This window comes from Eubacterium sp. AF19-12LB, from assembly GCF_003479125.1.
Lineage (GTDB): Bacteria > Bacillota > Clostridia > Lachnospirales > Lachnospiraceae > Eubacterium_U > Eubacterium_U album.
Genome location: NZ_QUGP01000003.1, coordinates 1 through 20,045, shown reverse-complemented (window position 1 = coordinate 20,045; position 20,045 = coordinate 1). Strand labels below are relative to the sequence as shown.

The following is a 20,045-nucleotide window of genomic DNA, read 5'->3' as shown; positions in this document are numbered from 1 at the left end:
TTTCACTTTTTAGCAAAGAATAAAAAATAACAGAGCTAAAATCCAATATGAATTTCAACTCTGTTATTATTTAAAATCATATTTTATATCCATTAAGGATAATTGTTTTTAAATATGTCTTACATACTTTTGCATGTTATATGCTGACAATTCCAATTAAAATGCCATCTTTTCTTCAAAGTATGCTTTTAAATCTTCAATCTTGATTCTTTCCTGTTTCATAGTGTCACGGTCACGAACTGTAACTGCTCCATCTTCTTCTGAATCAAAATCATAAGTAACACACCAAGGTGTTCCGATTTCATCCTGACGACGATATCTCTTACCGATTGCTCCTCTGTCATCATATTCACAGTTATATAATTTGCTAAGTTCTGCAAATACCTTTTCTGCACCTTCATTTAACTTCTTTGATAATGGAAGTACACCGATCTTAACAGGTGCGATAGCCGGATGGAAATGCATAACTGTTCTCATATCCGGTTTTTCTTCTGTTCCGATATTTTCTTCATCATATGCTGCACAAAGGAATGCAAGTGTTACTCTGTCAGCACCAAGTGATGGTTCAATAACATATGGAACATATCTTTCTTTCTTTTCATCATCAAAATATGATAAATCCTGCTTTGATAATTCCTGATGCTGAGTTAAATCGTAATCAGTTCTATCAGCGATTCCCCAAAGTTCGCCCCATCCAAACGGGAATAAGAATTCAATATCTGTTGTTCCCTTTGAGTAGAAACATAATTCTTCAGGTGAATGATCTCTTAATCTAATTTCATCTTCTTTAATTCCAAGACTTAATAACCAGTCACGGCAGAATCCTCTCCAATACTGGAACCATTCTAAGTCTGTTCCCGGTTCGCAGAAGAATTCAAGTTCCATCTGTTCAAATTCTCTTGTTCTGAATGTGAAGTTACCAGGTGTAATTTCATTTCTAAATGATTTACCAACCTGACCGATACCAAATGGAATCTTCTTTCTTGAAGTTCTCTGTACATTCTTAAAGTTTACAAAAATACCCTGTGCAGTTTCAGGTCTTAAATATACTGTATTTTTAGCATCTTCAGTTACACCCTGGAATGTCTTAAACATAAGATTAAATTCACGAATTTCTGTAAAATTGTGCTTACCACATGTTGGACATGCAATGTTCTTTTCTTCTATGTAGTTAGCCATTTCTTCATGTGACCATGCATCAACAGAACCTTCTATTGTAATTCCATTTTCTTCCATATAATCTTCAATAAGTTTATCTGCTCTAAATCTTTCATGACATTCTTTACAATCCATAAGAGGGTCTGAGAATCCACCAAGATGTCCTGATGCAACCCAAGTCTGAGGGTTCATTAAAATAGCACAGTCAACACCTACATTATATGGGTTTTCCTGAATAAATTTCTTCCACCATGCTTTTTTAACATTATTCTTTAATTCTACACCAAGGTTACCATAATCCCATGTATTCGCAAGTCCACCATAAATTTCTGAACCCGGATATACAAATCCTCTGCTTTTTGCAACTGCAACGATTTTTTCCATTGTCTTTTCCATGATACTTCTCCACCTTTTATTTTTTATGATGCCACGTTAGGAAATACTAAGCAATCCATAGGGCATCTTTTTATTATCATTATTATTTTAATGTATATACAATATAGCTTATTCCGTCATCAGTTTTCGCTGTTTCTACCACGCCATCACTGATTTTACAGTTTTCGCTCACATACTTTACTGTTCCTTCAATCTGGACTTTCATCTGTTCATTAACAATCAAAATATTATCATCTAAATCACTAATCTTGTCTTCTGACACTGATTTTTTCTTATTGTCAGGGGCATAAAATTTCCCCTTAATTTCACAATCTTCATTGTCACTTATGTCACCTATATAGAAAGTTCCTTTATCAGGATTGTTATATTTTAAAATATATGTTCCAAAGTCTGTAGTTGATGCAAATTCCATAATCATAGTCGCAACATCTTTCTTTACATCCATTGACTTTAAAGAAAGTGCATCTTTTCCTGATGCATCACTATCTGAATTAAACTCATCGACTTCATTTTCAACAGTACTCTTAAGTTCCTTCTTGTCATAATAATCTTTATCGAATGACTCTGCTACTCCGTACTGTACTTTACCATCTTTTGAAATATGAATTGCTGTCTGGCCTTTTTCTAAAGCAATATCTCCAACTTTATTGTCACACCCGACAAATGTAAGAGCTATTGTCATAACCATAAGCAATGATATAATTTTTTTCTTAAGCATATCCGCTCCTCCTCGCAATACCTAATTTTACATTGTATACTCATTATTTTCAATAACTAATTTCCAGAAATTCCAGAGTTTTGAATTGTTTTTCTATGTGTTCTTTCAAATAACTTTCTATAATTCCATTTATTTCCTGCCACACCTCATCTTTTACATTAAATGTATATAATTTGTTAAGTGGCGATGAAATTATGTATTGAAGCGCATACACTGCCGATTGCGATACTAATTTATCTTTTGACAAATTTCCATGACATTTAGAACAAATCATGCCATTCTTTCTCAAATCAAAATAATCCAGTTCACTATTATTGCCACAATTTACACAGGTAAACACATTTGGATATTCCCCGTTTATCACAAGCGATTTAAGTTCATATATATTTTTTACCAATTTGTCAGGAATAGAATCATTTTGCAGTGCTTTAAGCGAAAGATAGATTAATTTTAACGTCTCTGTTCCATCTATATTTTCCCTTCCATAGTAGTCCGCCATTTCAAGAAAATACATTCCCATATACATTTTATTAATGTTGGTCATTTCACCGCCAAAATATTCTGTCACTTTTACATTTGTTATAGTGTATGAATTTCTTCCACGATACATGGTAAATTCGCCAAAGCTCATAGGCTGCGTTCCCGAAAGGAACTGGCTTGTAGGTCGTCTTGCCCCTCTTGCAAAAGCCGTTATCTTTCCAAATTGTTTTGTAAGAAGCACAACTCTTTTATCATATTCACCCATCGGCATTGCTGATATTACAATTCCCATAGCTGTTACTGTTTCAACCATAATCGTGCCTCTCCTTTCTTAACTCAAATCACTAAATATTTAATAAATGCTAAAAGCCGCATAGACACGGCTTTAATAGCAGAAATTTCTTACATTAAAAAAATTTCTTATATTTTTAAAAATTGTATTTTACTGCTGCTTTTCATTATATCCGTAATTCTTCAATAACAAATCGCTGTCTCTCCATTCTTTTCTAACTTTTACCCATAACTGAAGATTAACTTTCATTTCAAGCATTTGTTCTATTTCATATCTTGCATTGCTTCCAATCTTTTTAAGCATACTACCCTGTTTTCCGATAATTATGCCTTTATGAGAATCTCTTTCGCATATAATTGTTGCTTCTATATCAGTAATTTTGCCGTTTTTTCTTTCTTTCATTTTTTCAATTGTAACAGCTATTCCATGCGGAATTTCTTCATTTAGAGCATGCAATGCCTTTTCTCTTATAATTTCAGCCACAATCTGACGCATTGGCTGGTCAGTTACTGTGTCTTCATCATAATACTGAGGTCCCTGTGGCAGATATTTAAAAATAGATTCTACTATTTCATCAGCATTTTTATCTCTCAATGCTGATGCAGGAATTATTTCTGCAAAATCAAGAATTTTTCTGTACGCATCAATAAATACCAAAATTTCTTCTTTTTTAACAGTATCTATTTTATTAATTACAAGAATTACAGGTACATTTATGTCTTTAAGCTGTTCGGCAATATGCTGTTCACCTGCCCCAATAAATGTACTAGGTTCAACAAGCCACAAAATAACATCTACTTCTTTTAATGTTTTTTCAGCCACATTTACCATATATTCACCTAATTTATTTTTTGCCTTATGAATACCCGGTGTATCAAGAAATATAATTTGTCCTTGATCACATGTATATACTGTCTGAATCTTATTTCTCGTTGTCTGCGGCTTATTTGATGTAATAGCAATTTTCTGTCCTATTATTTTGTTCATTAATGTAGATTTTCCAACATTCGGTCTTCCTATTAATGCAACAAATCCTGATTTGTACTCTTTATTTTCCATTTGTTCTCCATTTCCAAACTTTTGTTTTATACTTTATTTACATTCTATCATCTGATTTGCATTTATTTTTCATTTATATTTTCATTTATTTTTCATTTATATTTGCATTTATCTTTTAATTTTTATTTTCAAATAAATTGTAGATATTTTTAAACATATCTTTGTTTTCTTCTATTCTTCCTTCGTTTCCAATAACGCAAACATAATATTCTTTAAGTGCATCTGCAACAAGGCTTCCACAGTTTCTGATTGCATTTGTTGTAGTACTTAACACCTGACTTCTTTCTTTTTTAAGATTTTCAAAAGTATTATGGTTAAAATACAATGTTAACAATCTTCCACCTTCGCTACACGGTGTGCGTGGCTGGTCGTATTCACTTATAGTTCCGATAATAAATTTGCGCATATCTCTGTCACCGGCATTAAAATTATTGATGTAATCCACAACATTTTCATAGATTTCATTTGTTTCTTTTAATTTAGGGTCTCTGTAAGATGTAAACATTGCAACACCCTGTTTTGTAAAGAAGTTGCTACAGCCATACGCGCCACCTTTTACTCTTACGTTATTCCACAAATATTCATAAACTAAAATAGTTTTAAGTACTGATAAAGTTCCTGTATATGGATATTTGTCTGTATCAAATTGTCCTGCTCTTACTACATATTGCACCTGACTTGATGTTTTAAATCCTTCATTTAATACATTCTTTGCAAATTTTTCCACTTTATCGCTACTCAATATACTACTGTCAGGTTCTTTGTCATATAATGAATCTGTCATATCTTCCACTAATCCCGGTAAACTGTCATATTCATCATCCTTGCATACATAACTGATAACAAGATTTTCTTTTCTAAAAACATACTCTGTAAGCAATTTTAATTTTGCTGCTACTTCCTCTTTTACATTTTCAAAATTGTTGGCTATATCTTCAATAAATTTGTAAAATGTAATTCCAGCATAATTTTCCCTTCTATACATCGTCTCTGAGAAATATGAGCCTGCTCTAAGTGCTGCAGCAGAATCTCCACTTTCCATAAGTGTATTCTGAAGTCTTGCTTTTATTTCATCGATAATTTCTTTTAATCTCTTATAGTCATCAAATTTTGTAGTAAGCATAACTTCTTTTGCAATTTCAAATGCCTTATCCATTCTGCTTATCATCGACTTAAAATTAACTTCAACTCGATGTTCGAACTTATTCTTTTCAATTGCATCCGGATATAATGTTGCATCAACATATATTCCACCAATATTTTTATTTATTTCATTTGCAAGCTGAGTGTAATTATAGTTTTCCGTATTCATATATCCGGCAGTATTTTTCAGTAAACCAATGTATGGTAAAAGTTCCGTAGGTATATTTTTACAGTCAAATGACAATATTGCATAACCTATTCCGTTAGTAAAACAGTCATAATAAACCGTAGGTATTCCATTAATTTCTCTTATCTGAGACTTTATAGGTCTTGGTTCAGGGTCAATATCACTTATTTCCAACATCGGTATTTTCTTTAGGTCTTCTTCCGGCGATGGTTCTTCCTGATACTTCTTTAATGCCTTTGTATCTGCAACTAACTTATTAATTTCACTATTTGAAAGAGTTGCCTTTTTTGCAGCTAACTTATCAGCTAATTCTTTTTCAGTTTCTGCTACAAGACCCTTCTTAGGCTTAAGCACTACTGTTGATTCAATTTTGCTGTTTAGAACATACTTTTCAATTAAATTTTCAAAGTAATCTGTTTCAACCATTTTCTTTAAAAATGCATATGTTTCATTGCATTCTACATATATAAATGGCTGATTTTCATCGTAAATCCAGCTTTCATACATCTGAAGGCCAATCATTAATCCTCTTGGCCAACGTCCAAAATCACTTTCACGATATTTAAATTCCAAATTATTAATTGTAGCAATAAGGCTTTCTTTTTCGATACCATTTTGTACTATTTCTTCTAATCCACTTTTTATTATCGACTTGAATTTATCCTTATCTTCATAATTTGCATATTTAGCTACTATAGACCAATATGGTTGTAAAATTCCTGACTCATATGTGCTTTCTACGTTCTTTCCTATGCCTGCATCTATAATCTTTTGTTTTAAAACTGCACCCGGCATTGTCATAAGTACATAATCAAGTACCTGGAACGCCAACACTTCTTCTTTATTAAGTGTTGTGTCTAAAACTACATTCCATGACAAAATAGTATTGTCTTCTTCTGATTCACCATCTGATATAGGGTAGTAACTTTCAACCTCTGCCGGTTTATCAAATGGTTTCTGCATTTTTATTTCAGAATCTATTTCTAATGTATCATATTTGCTCAAATATTCCTTATCTATAAAACGGAGTTTTTCTTCCATATCCATATCTCCGTACAAATATATAAAGCTATTTGACGGATGATAATATTTTCTATGAAAATCCAAATATTCTTCATAAGTTAAATCAGGTATTGATACCGGATCCCCACCTGACTCAAAGCCGTATGTTGTATCCGGAAAAAGTGAATGTAATACCTGTCTGTCAAGAACTCCTGCTACTGATGAAAATGCTCCCTTCATTTCGTTATAAACTACACCATTTATTTTCAACTCATCTTCCGGTGATTCTAACTCGTAATGCCATCCTTCCTGCTTAAAAATCTCCTGATGATTATATATTTGTGGATTAAATACTGCATCCAAATAAACATCCATTATATTTTGAAAATCTTTTTCATTACAACTTGCAAGCGGATACACAGTCTTGTCCGGATATGTCATTGCATTTAAAAATGTATTAAGTGACCCCTTTACGAGTTCAATAAATGGGTCTTTTACCGGAAATTTATCTGAACCGCAAAGGACTGTGTGTTCTATTATATGTGGTACTCCTGTATCGTCATTTACCGGTGTTCTAAAACCAATATTAAAAACTTTATTATTATCATCATTTGATAATAACGCAATTCTTGCTCCTGTCTTTTTGTGCTTTAATAGATAAGCCTGTGAATTTAAGTCCTCCATATAATATTGTTTTATAATTTCATATTCTTTAATATCTTTTACTGCCATTAACTTTTCCTTTCCACAATATTCTTCTTTTTTAAGATGTTCGGTCAAAAATGTCTTATATTTTATCACTCACCATTCACTCTAACGTAAATGTGCCATCATTTTATACTATTCACCGTGTTATCTTAATATATTATCAACTTCAACTAAAAATCTATTCAACTGATATACTCGTTCTATATTCTAACACATTTAATTTTTTTCTTCATTAACAATAATTTTTTTATCTAATTTTATATAGCAATAATTTTTTTATCTGATTTTAATTCTTATTTTATTTTCGGGCTTCATTTGATATTTTATTCATATTTGTTATACTTATAGAAGCATTAGGAGGAATATTATGAGCGTTAAAGATGAAGTTTTACATATGCTTGAAGCAAATAAAGGAAGGTATTTTTCAGGAGCTACTCTTGCAAAAGAATTAAACGTTAGCAGAAATTCTATTTGGAAGGCAATCAAATCTTTAGAAAATGAAGGCTATAAGATTTCAGCTACTACAAATAAAGGTTATTGTCTTGAACAATCAAATGATATTTTAAGTAAGCACAGTATTGGTGAATTCTTAAAATATCCTTTAGATATCCACGTGTATGACACAATTTCTTCAACTAATACTGTTTTAAAAGAAATGGCTGAAGATGGAGCAACAGAAGGGACTGTTCTTGTAGCCAGTGAGCAGACTTTAGGTCGTGGTCGTATGGGAAGAAAATTTGTTTCACCTGCCGATACAGGAATTTATTTTAGTATACTACTTCGTCCTGATATTCCTGCCAGTGATTCACTTTTTTTAACTACAAGCGCAGCAGTTGCAGTTGCTAAGGCAATTGAAGATGTTTCCGATAAAAAGGCAAAAATAAAATGGGTCAACGATGTTTTTGTAGATAACAAAAAAGTATGTGGAATATTAACTGAAGCTACTTTTAATATGGAAACAGGCAAACTTAACTATGCAATTGTCGGAATTGGTATTAATGTTTGTTTTCCTGAAGGTGGATTTCCTGAAGAAATCAACAAAGTCGCTACGGCTATATTTGACAAAGAAAGCGATTCCATTAACAAGCGTAGCAAATTATTAGCTCATGTCTTAAATTACTTTATGGACTTTTACAATTCATTTGAATCAAAGAGTTACCTTAAAGAATATATTGACCGCTCTATATTATTAGGAAAAAATATTACTGTTATTGACAAAGATGGTAACAAGCCTGCAAAGGCAATTTCAATTGACGATGAATGTCATCTTCTTGTCAGATTTGAAGACGGAACTGAAAAACTTCTTTCTTCCGGAGAAGTTAGTATAAAATTGGATTAATTTCACACATATTAAAAATATCTGGTTCATAATATATATGTTTATTTTAGATTTGTTAATTATACACTAACAGCCAAACTTTTTGGAAGCCTGGCTGTTAGTGTATAGTATACAATATATATGCAATACCAAAGTCATAAAATCTGGTACAGATTCTTTTTGTAATTTTCATCTCTGTATTTATCTTGGTATCACTTCAATTAATAAATTTTTTATTTATTTTCTCCTATAAAGAACAAACCAACTGTTCCTGGTCCTGCATGAGTTCCAATCGTAGGACTTAGCATTCCTATGATTACTTTTTCTACCCCACATTCTTCTTTTATTTTATCAGCTACTTTATTGGCATCTTCTATACAATCACCATGTACAATAAAGGCTACTTTATTTTCATAACCTGCGCCTTCTTTTTTCATAGAATCAACCAGACTCTGTAATGCTTTCTTTCTTCCACGAACATTCTGGAATGGTTTTAATTCTCCTTCATTTGTTACATGAAGTACAGGTTTTACATGTATTAAAGTTCCTACAACTGCAGTTGTTTTTGATACTCTTCCACCTCTATGTAAATGGAATAAATCATCTACAGTAAAGTAATGGCACATATGATTTAAATTTTCTTCAATCCATGCTTTTACTTCTTCTAAACTTTTTCCTTCTTTTTTTAGAGTCGCTGCTTTATAAACTAAAAGCCCCTGACCTAAAGATGCAGCCTTTGAATCAATAACAATGATATTGCTATCAGGAAATTCTTCTTTTAAGTCCTCTGCTGCAATTCGTGCTGAATTATAACTAACACTTAATGCAGATGAAAATGCAATGTGCAATATGTCTTTTCCCTGATTCAAAATACTTCTAAACATCTCTGTTGCATATTCCGGATTGCATCCCATCGTTGTAGGCATCGCACCTTTTCTCATAAGTTCAAAGAATTCATGCGGTTCAATGTTTTTTTCATCTCCGTATATCACTCCGTCTATACTATAATATAAAGGGAGGCAAGGAATATCATATTCCTGTAAAATTTCTTTTGGCAAATCACTTGCTGAATCTGTTACAATAACATAATCTCTCATATTATCTACATTCCTTTCAACCTAACAAAATGTCATTTATTTTCGTTATTATCATATCATTGTAACATTTCTATTTCTACAACTCTGAAAAAGAAAATGTTTATTATCTCTTTTATTGCAACTTATTTTATCCATAAATTGCAGCTTTTCTTATAGTAATCTTTTTTTCTTTTCCCACTACATTTGTATATTTTTCTGTAACTATTATATCCAACATTCCTTCTTTGTAATCAACAGACATGACTTCTATTTCATAATCTGATGTGCCACTGACATTATATGCAATATTATTCATACAAAAATTTATCATATCGTCATTACTGTTAATTTCTTTATTCTTACCACAACTTGCTTTTACTGTCTGCTTTACAGCCGCTGCGACTGCTCTGTTTAGTTCTGTTTCTCTTGAACTATTTTCTTCTAACGCCATAATAGTCATACTTACAATCATAACTGATACAATTAATCCAATCACTATTGAAATTTGCTTCATCTGTTTTCCTCATAATTTTATAGTAGTAGTTTTTATACCCTCTCCAAGGTTCCTGTAATTATTTAGCCATCATCTGTTTTTCTTAATTTCATTCACCATTTCTTTTGACATTTTATACTTTTTCATTCCCTGTCCTTCTTTTTTATTAAGTCTTTCTTCTAGCCTGTTCCGCATAGAAAGATTCCATTTAGAATTTTTATTTAATGTATCAATATAATCTTTTGAAATAAATCTGACTGCAGGATTGTAGTCATTATTATTTACAATATATACGCCAAACTTTTTTTCTTCATAAGAGCTGTTATTTCCGGCATTCGAACAAACCGTCACTATAAATGCTGCAACAGACTCTGTGTTCATAAACTTCTCAGTTAATACAATATCTGAATTATTTACATCTTCATATTCTTTATTCTTTCCTCTTTCATAATAATTTTTACCTGATACATCAATTATGTTTTTTATGTATATAGGATATTTTTTATTTGAATATGTATCATCAGTAACTTTTACTTTCTTAACTAACTCATTCATATCCAGTTTTATATTTTGATTAACTACGTAATATCTGTCAGTAGCATTTATAAATAAATTTATAACTTTTTCTTTTTCCCATTGGGCATAAAGTACCCTGTCTCCATTTGCATATAATATTCCACCGGGTTTTAAAGTTGCTCCATTGCCGTCACTTTGGAAATTCCAATGTTTATTTTCTACTGTATGATATCCATTTCTTCTGACTGTAACACCACTTATTATTATGTCTTCCTGCCAAAATTTAATCTGATTATCAGGCATTCCTAAAACCCGTTCAGAAGTATTTTTATTAAATATAACATCATATTTTTCACTTATTATTATTTCATTATCCACATAAGTTTTTACAAATTTGGTTGGTCTCAAAAGCTTATTTTCACCAATATTTCGTACCGAAAACTTTTTTACACAATTTTGGTTATTTAATTCTGCAACTGCATCACCTACATAATATAATTCACTCTGTGCATCTGTACTATATTCAACCTGTGCAATTATTGTTCCCGGGTCAGTTAATGTTGTCCTTATAACTGCAACATATCCGCTAGGTTTTAGCAATCTGTCTATTATTGATATGTATGTCTGTCTGGTAAGATATACTTCATTACTTTCATCTACACTTGCTATGCTAAACATTTGAAACTTTCCTCTTACATACACACCCATTCCGTTTTTAGCACAATTATTTTGATATATGTTATTGTCCGTCAGTAAAAAGTTAGCTTTTTCACCTATATATACACCCCCGCCATTATTGTATGCATAATTATTATTTATGTAACTTCCCATCCACATATGAACCGTAGCTGTATTGCCAATATAAAGGCCTCCTCCGTTTCGTGAAGAATTGTTATTTATTGAGGTATTTCTCATCAAAACAGAAGAATCCGTGCATATTCCACCACCTTTATCAGTAGCTCCATTTTCACCTATTATGCTATTATAAAGTTTTATGGCTCCGCCATTTATATCCTCAACATTCTTCCCTATGGATAATCCTCCCGCATTATCAACGCTTGAGTTGCTAAATATATTTACTGCTTCGATAGTTATTTTTGAATCATCACCGCAGGCTACTCCTCCTCCTAAATTTCCTGATGTGTTTCCTATAATCCTTGCATTATATATAACCGTACATCCACCATGTCCTTCACCTATACCGCCATTGCATCTTACTCCACCACCACTTCCTCTTGCTTCATTTCCACTAATTGTCGGTGCAGTACTGCCTGACCCAAGAATAAGACCTGCCTGATATCCTGAAAATACGCCTCCGGCACTGGCTCCGGCATCATTGCCATATATCCATCCATCATTTATATTTACAATTGTTCCTAATCCTGTTCCAAATATGCCTCCACCTTCCTCACCTGATTTGTTATTATGTATTATTCCGGCAGTCATTAATAAATGCGAAGAACCACCTATGTAAATTCCTCCGCCTTCTTCTAATGCTTCATTTTCAAAAATTTCACCATCATATATCCTTAATTCTGAATAACTTCCAACATATACTCCACCACCCTGACTTAGAGTAAAACATTTATATATTTGTGCTCCGGGCCATATATTGCACACTCCGCCTTTAATGGTAATTCCTCCGCCTTTTACTCCATCACAGTCATGAATAATTCCATATACATTCAATGTTCCTGTGCTTCTAACCGCTCCTGCTTCCGTCTCGCCATTATAATTAGTAACATTTTTTACTACACATGCATTTCCAATCGTTCCTGTTGAACTGTCATCAACTTTTATAAACCCTTTTGTTGCAAAAGAAATTTGATTCTTTTTCCCATCAAGATATAACTTATATCCACCCATTCCATCGCCAAAATGAACTTCCGCTCCATCTGAGATTTTAAAACAATATTTATCTGATTTATTTACATCATCGCCTATGTCTTTACTTCTACTAATAGTTCTTTCACCACCTGATGAATAAAGCATATATCTTCCTTGAGTTACTTTTATTCCATCTTTAATTTTTATATTACCAACTATGGCAATATATACTACGCTTGTTTTTTTGTTATTGCTAAATATATTTTTTAATTTACTTTCTGTTTGCACAAGATACGGATTACTTCTACTTCCATTTTCTGTAGTCGCGCCATAAACATTGTTTTGCAAAAGAACCATACAGCAAAAAGCAAGCACAACGCATACTTTCAAAATATTTTTTTCTATTACTACACTCCATTTTCCAATCATCTTGCATACCCCTCTATCACAACTTTTTTACTCTTGTTTTCTCCAAACATTTGATAAATTGGAAACGTTATATTATATTCCATACTAACATAACAACTTAGTTCATTTTCTGATAATGAATTATCTTCTGTAACCAACATATATCCTTTTTCACCGGCTTCTTCTTTACATTGTTTGATAACTTGTGCATCGCAATTACTATCCTCTATACGATTAACTGCTACATTATAAAAATCCCTCGCTTTTACATTTTGATTTTCCGTGCTTATATACGACGAAAAAACTATACAGGCTATTGTTACTACTATAACTATAGAAAACATTTCTATTGCCAGTTTCATCTTTTCCCTCCTCTAATTTAACATTGACTTTTTATTTCCAGGCCAATCTGTATTACCATTGCTTATTCCACTACAACATTCATATTCCTAATACTTTTAATGCCACTTTCACCTCTTACAATACATTTAATGTTATATACACCTCTGTGAAACACATCTACATCTCCATATATTTTCAATTTATCTGTTATATCTTTTCCATCATAATCCCTTGCACTAATTTGATTTGTCACATCAAAACTTTTATCTAAATATGTAACATATATAACATCGTCACCTACAATAATAGGGCATTTCTTTTTGTATTCTTCCGAAAACTCTCTGTTAGTATTACTTCCTTCACAGTTGTATGTAGGCATTATTTTTTTAATACTTGTGTTTGTTATAATGCTAATAAGTGCAACAATAATTACACCAATTACCGCATATTGAATAGTTTGTCCATGTTCGCTTAAAAATACTTCCATGCGTTATCCTCCTACCAGTTTTGTAAAAAAATCTACATTCATTCCCGCTGCAGTATACATAATTGCAATAGACAAAATTATTAATATTACCGAAATAATTCCACTTATAATTATCTCGCCATGTTCTTCTAATAAATTCTCCATTCTCTACCTTCCTTTTATCCCAAATTACTCTATTCTTCCATTTGTTCTTTTTATAATATAAGGTTCGACTTTTACTATTTTTATAAATCAAAAACTTATTTTCATATTATTTTTACTCTCATAAAACTATGTAACCTGCTGTAACACATGGTAAAATCCCGCAACAATGAATAAAAATAATATTCCATAAATCAAAGTCTGACCTAATTCAGATAATAATAATTTCATTTTCATCCTCCATTCATTACATTTCCCAATGCGGACGTAAATACTAAAATCATAAGCACCATATCAATAATTATCTTTACAACTCCTACCATCATTGGTCCTGCTGACAAAGTCCCTGCTAATCCAATTCTGTCTTTATTTTTCATTTCTTCCGCCTGCTTTAACATCTTATTATTTCTATCTATAATTGCATTTGTCTGCTTATAAGTTTCTTCTTTACTTAACTCATTTATGCAATAAAACATTTTTAATGATGACTGTATTTCAGGCATATCGAGTTCTTGAAGAAAATTATCATAAGGTTCTATCCCTATTGGATATTCTTCAAAATCAATTAATAAATGTCGTATTGGTCTTTTTAAAATATATGGCGCATCATCATATGAATTTTCTATTGAAGACTGTACTGTCTGCTGTTGCAAATTCAACGCTACCTGCCTTAACCAATCAGGAAATACTTTCGATATTTCCCGTCTCATTCTCTTTTTGACTTTATTAATTGACAACTTGTCCATAAATTTTATTTTTTCATTCTGGCTTTTCATAATTAAGTCATAATACTTATCTACCATTTCAGGATTAAGAAAACTCTCCTCTTTCAACCAGTCAATATTTAGTTTCTTATAAACAAAAATATAAATGACAAGCATTATCAAAATAATAATCATCGAACTTATCTGATATACTATATTTCCTGTAAATGAATATTCTTTTGGTATAAGATAAGCCATAAATCCACATGTTAACAGTGTAGCTCCAATTGATATAAGAACGTTTCTTCTTATCCTATCTATATCTCTTCTAAAAAGTTCCGTTCTATCACTCCACTCTTTTATATCGCTAAGAATAATATTTATATATTCTTCAAATTCTCCACCTTGTTTTTCTATTTTTATAATAAATTCATGAAGTGAAATAAGTCTTTTACAATAATATTCTTCTTCGAGAATTTTAAGTGCCTGCTCATAAATATCTTCATTCATTTTAGAATCAATATTTACAATAACTTCTTCAATTATTTCCTTCATCTCACCATCACTTATTTTTTGTGCATCTATAAGAGATGGTCTGATTTTTCCACTTTTCTTAAACGAATAGCACATCTGCTCCATATAGCTTATTAAGTCTTCAAATTTTTTCTTATAATAGCTTTTCTTTTTTTCTTCTTTATATAGCATAGGCATAAGTAACGTTGTTATTACACCTATAGCAATCACTATTGGAAGTTCTAACTTATACGCAAATGCTATTCCTACAACTATAGCTATAATACATATGTATTTTCTAAAATATTTTACTTTTTTCATTTATCTCCTAATTTTCACTTTTCTTAAAAGGATCTGTAATACCTGCCATTCTGAATTTTCTCATCAATTCAGGTGGAAGTTTTCTACATAATATTCTTCCATCTTCATATATCATTGTCTTTTCATTTCTATCCTCATATCTTGACAAACAAATAATTTGTGTTATTTTTCTCGAAATTTTCTCTCCCTGTTTTACTACCGACTGCAATTGTATTCCAATATCAATAAACGAATAAACATCATTTTCATAAACTGACTGTCCCATGTTTCTTAAGCGATCGGGTATTTTACCTGCATCATCCAAGTGAATTGTCGTTATACAATGTACTCCTGCCGAAATATTTTCCAAAAGATACTTAACTTCCTCTCCTCTTGCCTCCGCAAGCAAAACCCATGTTGGTAATTGTCGTTTACTTGCCTTTAGTGCATCAGCATATCCAAAATTATCACTTACCTTAATTTCCACACAATCTTTCTGCGGATTAATTGACGAATATCTTAATTCAAGATTATCCTCAATTGTATACACCCTTTCATAGTCCGGAATATAACTTGTTAAATATTTTACATATTCTGTTTTACCCACTCCCGGTAACCCTCCAACAATCACAGTGCAGTGTGCCTTGATGGCGTTTTCCATAAAAATATCCAATACTTCCGGACAATAATCACTTTCTAAAATACTTTCCCTGCTTATTCTTCTTACGGCAGGAGTTTTTCTAATACTTATACTGATTCCTGTATTTGTAACTGAATCATGCAAAATTGAAATTCTTAAATTTTCTGTTTCCGCTTCTAATAATGGATTGTTTTGGTTAAATTGAACATTCATTAAATTACTTATTTTTGTATAAAACTGTTGTATAAACAATTCATCTAACGTAAATCCCTCAATCTTATACCTTCCCTTATTTAAATCATTCACCCATAATTCACGACTATAATTGATGTCCGTAATGTTATCGTCATAAATAAATGGTAATAACTTTCCAAATGCCCTATCCGGCAATGACAATTTTCTCAACTGTATTCCCCTTTCGCCTATAATTAACTAATCTTTCCTGCTACACTGTTAAAAGTTACAGAACCTGCATAACTGTTTACAATTCCCTTAATCGCATCTGATATAATCGGTCCCACAACATAAGCAACACCCACTAACAGCAAAATGCATACTGCAATGAAAATTGTTTTACCATGTTCCTGTAAAAAAATGTCCATAATTTACCTCCTATACTTTATTCCAAATAATCACATATTATACGCTTCGGGTAAGAACTACACAGCTATGTTTCTTCCTAAGTGCGATGATAAAAGCCTTATAACTACTAATTATTATTTATTCAACACTCTTTTCATCGTTCAATTTTTGATACATATTGTGTGCCATGTTATTATACATATATTATGTTATTTGTTCGGTACTCAGAATAATATCACATTTTAGTTATGTAGTCAATTATATTTTATATATTTTTCAAATTTTCTATATAAACATTATTTTAAATTATTACTTTTTATAATCGGCATATTAAATCTATTATCTGGTTTCTTTTTAAAGCATGATTTGTACAATATTTTCTTTTTTTAATTAGCATTAAGAAATCAGCCATAAAAATCGAAAAAGCCGTCTAAGTGATTTCTCACTTAAACGGCTTACTTTAAACCCCAATATTTTATAGCTCCCCAGCTACATTTAATACCTTTATTTTGTTTTTGGTAATGTATCTATTGCCTTATCCATTGCGCTTCCCCAAGCGTATCCATTAGATGCATCCCAGTTAATTGACCATGTCATTACACCTCTTAATGAAGGATATGTCTTAGGCGGCATAAAGCTTCCACCACTTGCCATTCCTTTTGTTAAACAATTAAGAGCTGATGTTAATGTATTTGTAGATACAAGACCACTTCCTGCAGCCGGTGCTGATGATGGAACACCAATTCCGACCTGATCTGGTCTTAATCCGTTTTCAATAAGCAATGTTGCAAGTGATGTAAGGAAATCAACTGAACCACAGCTATAAACTCCTCCACCGTATCCAACCATGCTACCTGAATTGTAATACTGCATATTAACTACTGTTAAAATATCTTTAATATCTAATGCTAACTTAAAGTAATTAGATGTTGGACTCTGCATATAATATGTTTCAGGTGCCATTGTAATAATAAATTCGTCGCCGAAATGGTTATGAACCTTTCTAAGTGCTCCTGCAATATATTCCGTTCCTGCTACTGCTCCACCTTCAAGGTCAATGTCTACACCTTCAAATCCAAACTGTTCAATTACTTTAATTAAACTGTTTGCAAAATTATCTGCTGCTGCCTGACTTGTAATATAAATTGTACCTTCAGCACCACCAATAGAAAGAATTACATGCTGATTTCTTTCCTTTAATGTCTTAATATCCTGAATGAACTGTGCATCTGTATATCCACCAACTGCCTTGCTTAAGTCTCCATTTACACTAAAAGTTACTTCTCCAGGTGTTGATGTTGAATCTGCAAATGAAACACAAATTAAATCATAGTATGATGGTACTTCACTTAACTTTAAGTTTGCAGCTCCATTTGTAAAGTTATGCCAATATCCTGTAACAATATGTTCAGGTAAACTCTTGTTAACTGTATAGTTATTATCCTGAGTTGTTTCTTCTTCTTTTGATGTTGTTACTTCCTGAGCTTTTGTTGTTACTTCAGGTGTCTTTGTTGTTTCCACAGGCTTTGTTGTTGCCGCCGGTTTTGTTGTTGTTCCGTCTGTCAATCTCCAAACGCCCCACTGGCCACATGTTTCAGGGTTATCACCATTTGTCCACCACTGAGCTTCATAAACATTTCCGTTATAAGACACTTTATCACCTTTTACATAAACTTTTCCATTTACCCATTCAGGATAGCCTGAAGCAGCCTTAGTTGTTTCTTCACTTTTAGCTGTTGTTGCTTCTGTCTCAGGTGCTTTTGTTGTCTCTACTGTCTTTGTTGTTGTCTCTGTCTGACCTTTTACATCTACTACAGTTTCTGTCTTTTCTGACTCTTTTCCATTATAAGTTGTTGTTACCGCAACTGTATGTCTTCCAGCTGTATAACCTGTATATGTGTATGAGCCACATGCTACTGCATTTGATACTAATTTTCCATCAATGTAAACATTATATAAATCAATTGTGCCTCTGCCCCATACAACTGTAATTGAGTTATTTGCTGTTGAAGTTACTACTAATCCAAATGGTTTATCTAAAACTATTTCCTGTTTAGTTGTTGTCTCAACTGTCTTTGTTGTTGTCTCTGGCGCCTTTGTTGTTGGCTGTGTTACTGTTGCATCACCAACATATTTCCAAACACCCCACTGGCCACATGTTTCCGGATTATCTCCAAGTGTCCACCATTTTGCCTGATATACTTTTCCATTATATATAACTCTGTTTCCACCTGTGTAAATTGTATCTTTATTCCACTGTGGATATTCTGAATCAATTGTTGTTTCTGGTGTTTTAGTTGTTGTTTCTGGTGCCTTTGTTGTTTCTGGTGCCTTTGTTGTTTCTGGTGCCTTTGTTGTTATCTCTGCCACCTTTGTTGTTTCTGGTGCCTTTGTTGTTATCTCTGGTGTCTTTGTTGTTTCTTCTCCTGAAAGACTATCAAGGAATCTACCATTACTCTGTGCAAATAAGTTCTTATTCTGTGATGAATCCCAGTTAATTGACCATGTCATAATTCCTCTTAATCCAGGATGTGCATTGTTTAATTCTGTAAATGCACTCTGTAATGTTTCATTTGAAACCTGTCCGCTTCCTGCAGCACTTGCTGATGAAGGCACACCTATTACTACCTGATCAGGTCTAAGTGGTGCAAAATACTTTTCTGCTGTCTGTGACTTTGTATAATAGTTATTTACATAGAAACCGTTTAATAACATGTTGCACATTGCAACAATTCCTTCTTTTGTTCCCATGTTGTATGACTGATTATCTGTTGCAATCATTGGTGATGAATTGTAAAGCTGTACATGTACATATGTTGTTTCATTTCTAAGTGCATTTATCATTGGAAGATATACACCTGCTCTTGCATCACAGTACTGATTTATTCCACCATAGAACTGATATCCTAACTGTACGTAGAATGTTTCAGGTGCCCATGAGAGAATGAAGTCATCTCCATAACTGTTTACAATTGTTCTTATTGCATTAATCATGTTAACAATCTTTGGTGATGTTGGATTGTTAATGTCTGTATCTTTTCCACTTTCAAACTGAACTGATGACTGTTCAAGGTCAATGTCTATTCCATCAAATCCGTATTCATCTACAATTGATTTGATATCGCTTACAAACTGGTTAACTGCACTCTGTGATGTCAATGAGAAATATCCCTCATATCCACCTATTGAAAGTACAATCTTTTTACCCTGTGCCTGTAATGCTTTCACATCATTTTTGAAATCTGCCTTTGTATAGTCTGCTGTAAGTCCTGAAATATTGAATTTCATTTTTCCATCTGTGCTTCCTGCACTTACAGGTTCTGCAAATGATATATTTATTACATCCCAGTTCTTATCTACATCTCTTAACTTAATGAAAGGATTTCCTGAATTATCCCATGTATGGTAATAACCTATTAATAATCTTGAATTCAATCCCTGTATTGGTTTATGAGATGAAGTTGTTTCCGGTACCTTTGTTGTTGTCTCTGCTACTTTAGTTGTTGTCTCAGGTGCCTTTGTTGTTTCCGGTTTCTTAGTTGTTGTTTCCGAAGC

Annotated in this window: 16 protein-coding genes; 1 reads left to right on the top strand and 15 read right to left on the bottom strand. The window is 32.3% G+C overall.

Going from position 1 to position 20,045, the window contains the following annotated elements:
* Positions 1–156: 156 nt before the first annotated feature.
* From DWX29_RS03295 to DWX29_RS03275, 5 genes are all read right to left on the bottom strand, one after another.
* A complete protein-coding gene (locus tag DWX29_RS03295; protein ID WP_022088015.1) occupies positions 157–1,554 on the bottom strand; it encodes a glycine--tRNA ligase in 1,398 nt (465 codons plus the stop codon).
* Positions 1,555–1,636: 82 nt separating this feature from the next.
* Positions 1,637–2,272 carry a hypothetical protein gene (locus DWX29_RS03290; RefSeq protein ID WP_022088014.1) on the bottom strand — a complete coding sequence of 212 codons (636 nt, stop codon included), beginning with the start codon at positions 2,270–2,272 and terminating at the stop codon, positions 1,637–1,639.
* Positions 2,273–2,321: 49 nt separating this feature from the next.
* Positions 2,322–3,065 carry a DNA repair protein RecO gene (gene recO, locus DWX29_RS03285; protein WP_118565168.1) on the bottom strand — a complete coding sequence of 248 codons (744 nt, stop codon included), beginning with the start codon at positions 3,063–3,065 and terminating at the stop codon, positions 2,322–2,324.
* Positions 3,066–3,194: 129 nt separating this feature from the next.
* Positions 3,195–4,103, bottom strand: coding sequence for a GTPase Era (era, locus tag DWX29_RS03280; RefSeq protein ID WP_022088012.1), 909 nt, complete (start codon positions 4,101–4,103; stop codon positions 3,195–3,197).
* Between the two features lie 115 nt (positions 4,104–4,218).
* Positions 4,219–7,167 carry an insulinase family protein gene (locus DWX29_RS03275; RefSeq protein ID WP_118565271.1) on the bottom strand — a complete coding sequence of 983 codons (2,949 nt, stop codon included), beginning with the start codon at positions 7,165–7,167 and terminating at the stop codon, positions 4,219–4,221.
* A gap of 343 nt (positions 7,168–7,510) precedes the next feature.
* Between DWX29_RS03275 and DWX29_RS03270 the strand changes: the two genes are divergently transcribed.
* Positions 7,511–8,482 (top strand): biotin--[acetyl-CoA-carboxylase] ligase, encoded by a 972-nt coding sequence (locus tag DWX29_RS03270; RefSeq protein WP_118565167.1) that lies wholly within the window; start codon positions 7,511–7,513, stop codon positions 8,480–8,482.
* A 212-nt stretch (positions 8,483–8,694) separates the two neighbouring features.
* On the opposite strand, the gene DWX29_RS03265 is transcribed toward DWX29_RS03270, so the two are convergent.
* From DWX29_RS03265 to DWX29_RS03230, 10 genes are all read right to left on the bottom strand, one after another.
* On the bottom strand, positions 8,695–9,558 hold the full coding sequence (locus DWX29_RS03265) for a DegV family protein (protein ID WP_118565166.1): 864 nt from the start codon (positions 9,556–9,558) through the stop codon (positions 8,695–8,697).
* Between the two features lie 127 nt (positions 9,559–9,685).
* Positions 9,686–10,051, bottom strand: a complete 366-nt coding sequence (locus tag DWX29_RS03260; RefSeq protein ID WP_022088008.1) for a hypothetical protein — start codon at positions 10,049–10,051, stop codon at positions 9,686–9,688.
* A 69-nt stretch (positions 10,052–10,120) separates the two neighbouring features.
* Entirely contained in the window at positions 10,121–12,802 is a 2,682-nt protein-coding gene (locus DWX29_RS03255; RefSeq protein WP_118565165.1) for a hypothetical protein, read from the bottom strand.
* Positions 12,799–13,143, bottom strand: a complete 345-nt coding sequence (locus DWX29_RS03250) for a hypothetical protein (RefSeq protein WP_022088006.1) — start codon at positions 13,141–13,143, stop codon at positions 12,799–12,801. The genes DWX29_RS03255 and DWX29_RS03250 overlap by 4 nt, the downstream gene beginning before the upstream one ends.
* A 62-nt stretch (positions 13,144–13,205) precedes the next feature.
* The gene (locus tag DWX29_RS03245; protein ID WP_022088005.1) at positions 13,206–13,610 is read right to left on the bottom strand and encodes a hypothetical protein; all 405 of its coding nucleotides are present in this window, start codon (positions 13,608–13,610) and stop codon (positions 13,206–13,208) included.
* A 3-nt stretch (positions 13,611–13,613) separates the two neighbouring features.
* Positions 13,614–13,754 (bottom strand): hypothetical protein, encoded by a 141-nt coding sequence (locus tag DWX29_RS12615; RefSeq protein WP_022088004.1) that lies wholly within the window; start codon positions 13,752–13,754, stop codon positions 13,614–13,616.
* A gap of 230 nt (positions 13,755–13,984) precedes the next feature.
* Positions 13,985–15,289, bottom strand: coding sequence for a hypothetical protein (locus tag DWX29_RS03240; RefSeq protein WP_022088002.1), 1,305 nt, complete (start codon positions 15,287–15,289; stop codon positions 13,985–13,987).
* 7 nt (positions 15,290–15,296) lie between these two features.
* Positions 15,297–16,313: an ATPase, T2SS/T4P/T4SS family gene (locus tag DWX29_RS03235; protein ID WP_022088001.1), complete on the bottom strand. Its 1,017-nt coding sequence runs from the start codon at positions 16,311–16,313 to the stop codon at positions 15,297–15,299.
* Between the two features lie 23 nt (positions 16,314–16,336).
* The gene (locus DWX29_RS12610) at positions 16,337–16,510 is read right to left on the bottom strand and encodes a hypothetical protein (RefSeq protein WP_022088000.1); all 174 of its coding nucleotides are present in this window, start codon (positions 16,508–16,510) and stop codon (positions 16,337–16,339) included.
* 484 nt (positions 16,511–16,994) lie between these two features.
* A partial coding sequence (locus tag DWX29_RS03230) for a glycosyl hydrolase family 18 protein (protein ID WP_118565164.1) occupies positions 16,995–20,045 on the bottom strand: 3,051 nt, incomplete at its 5' end.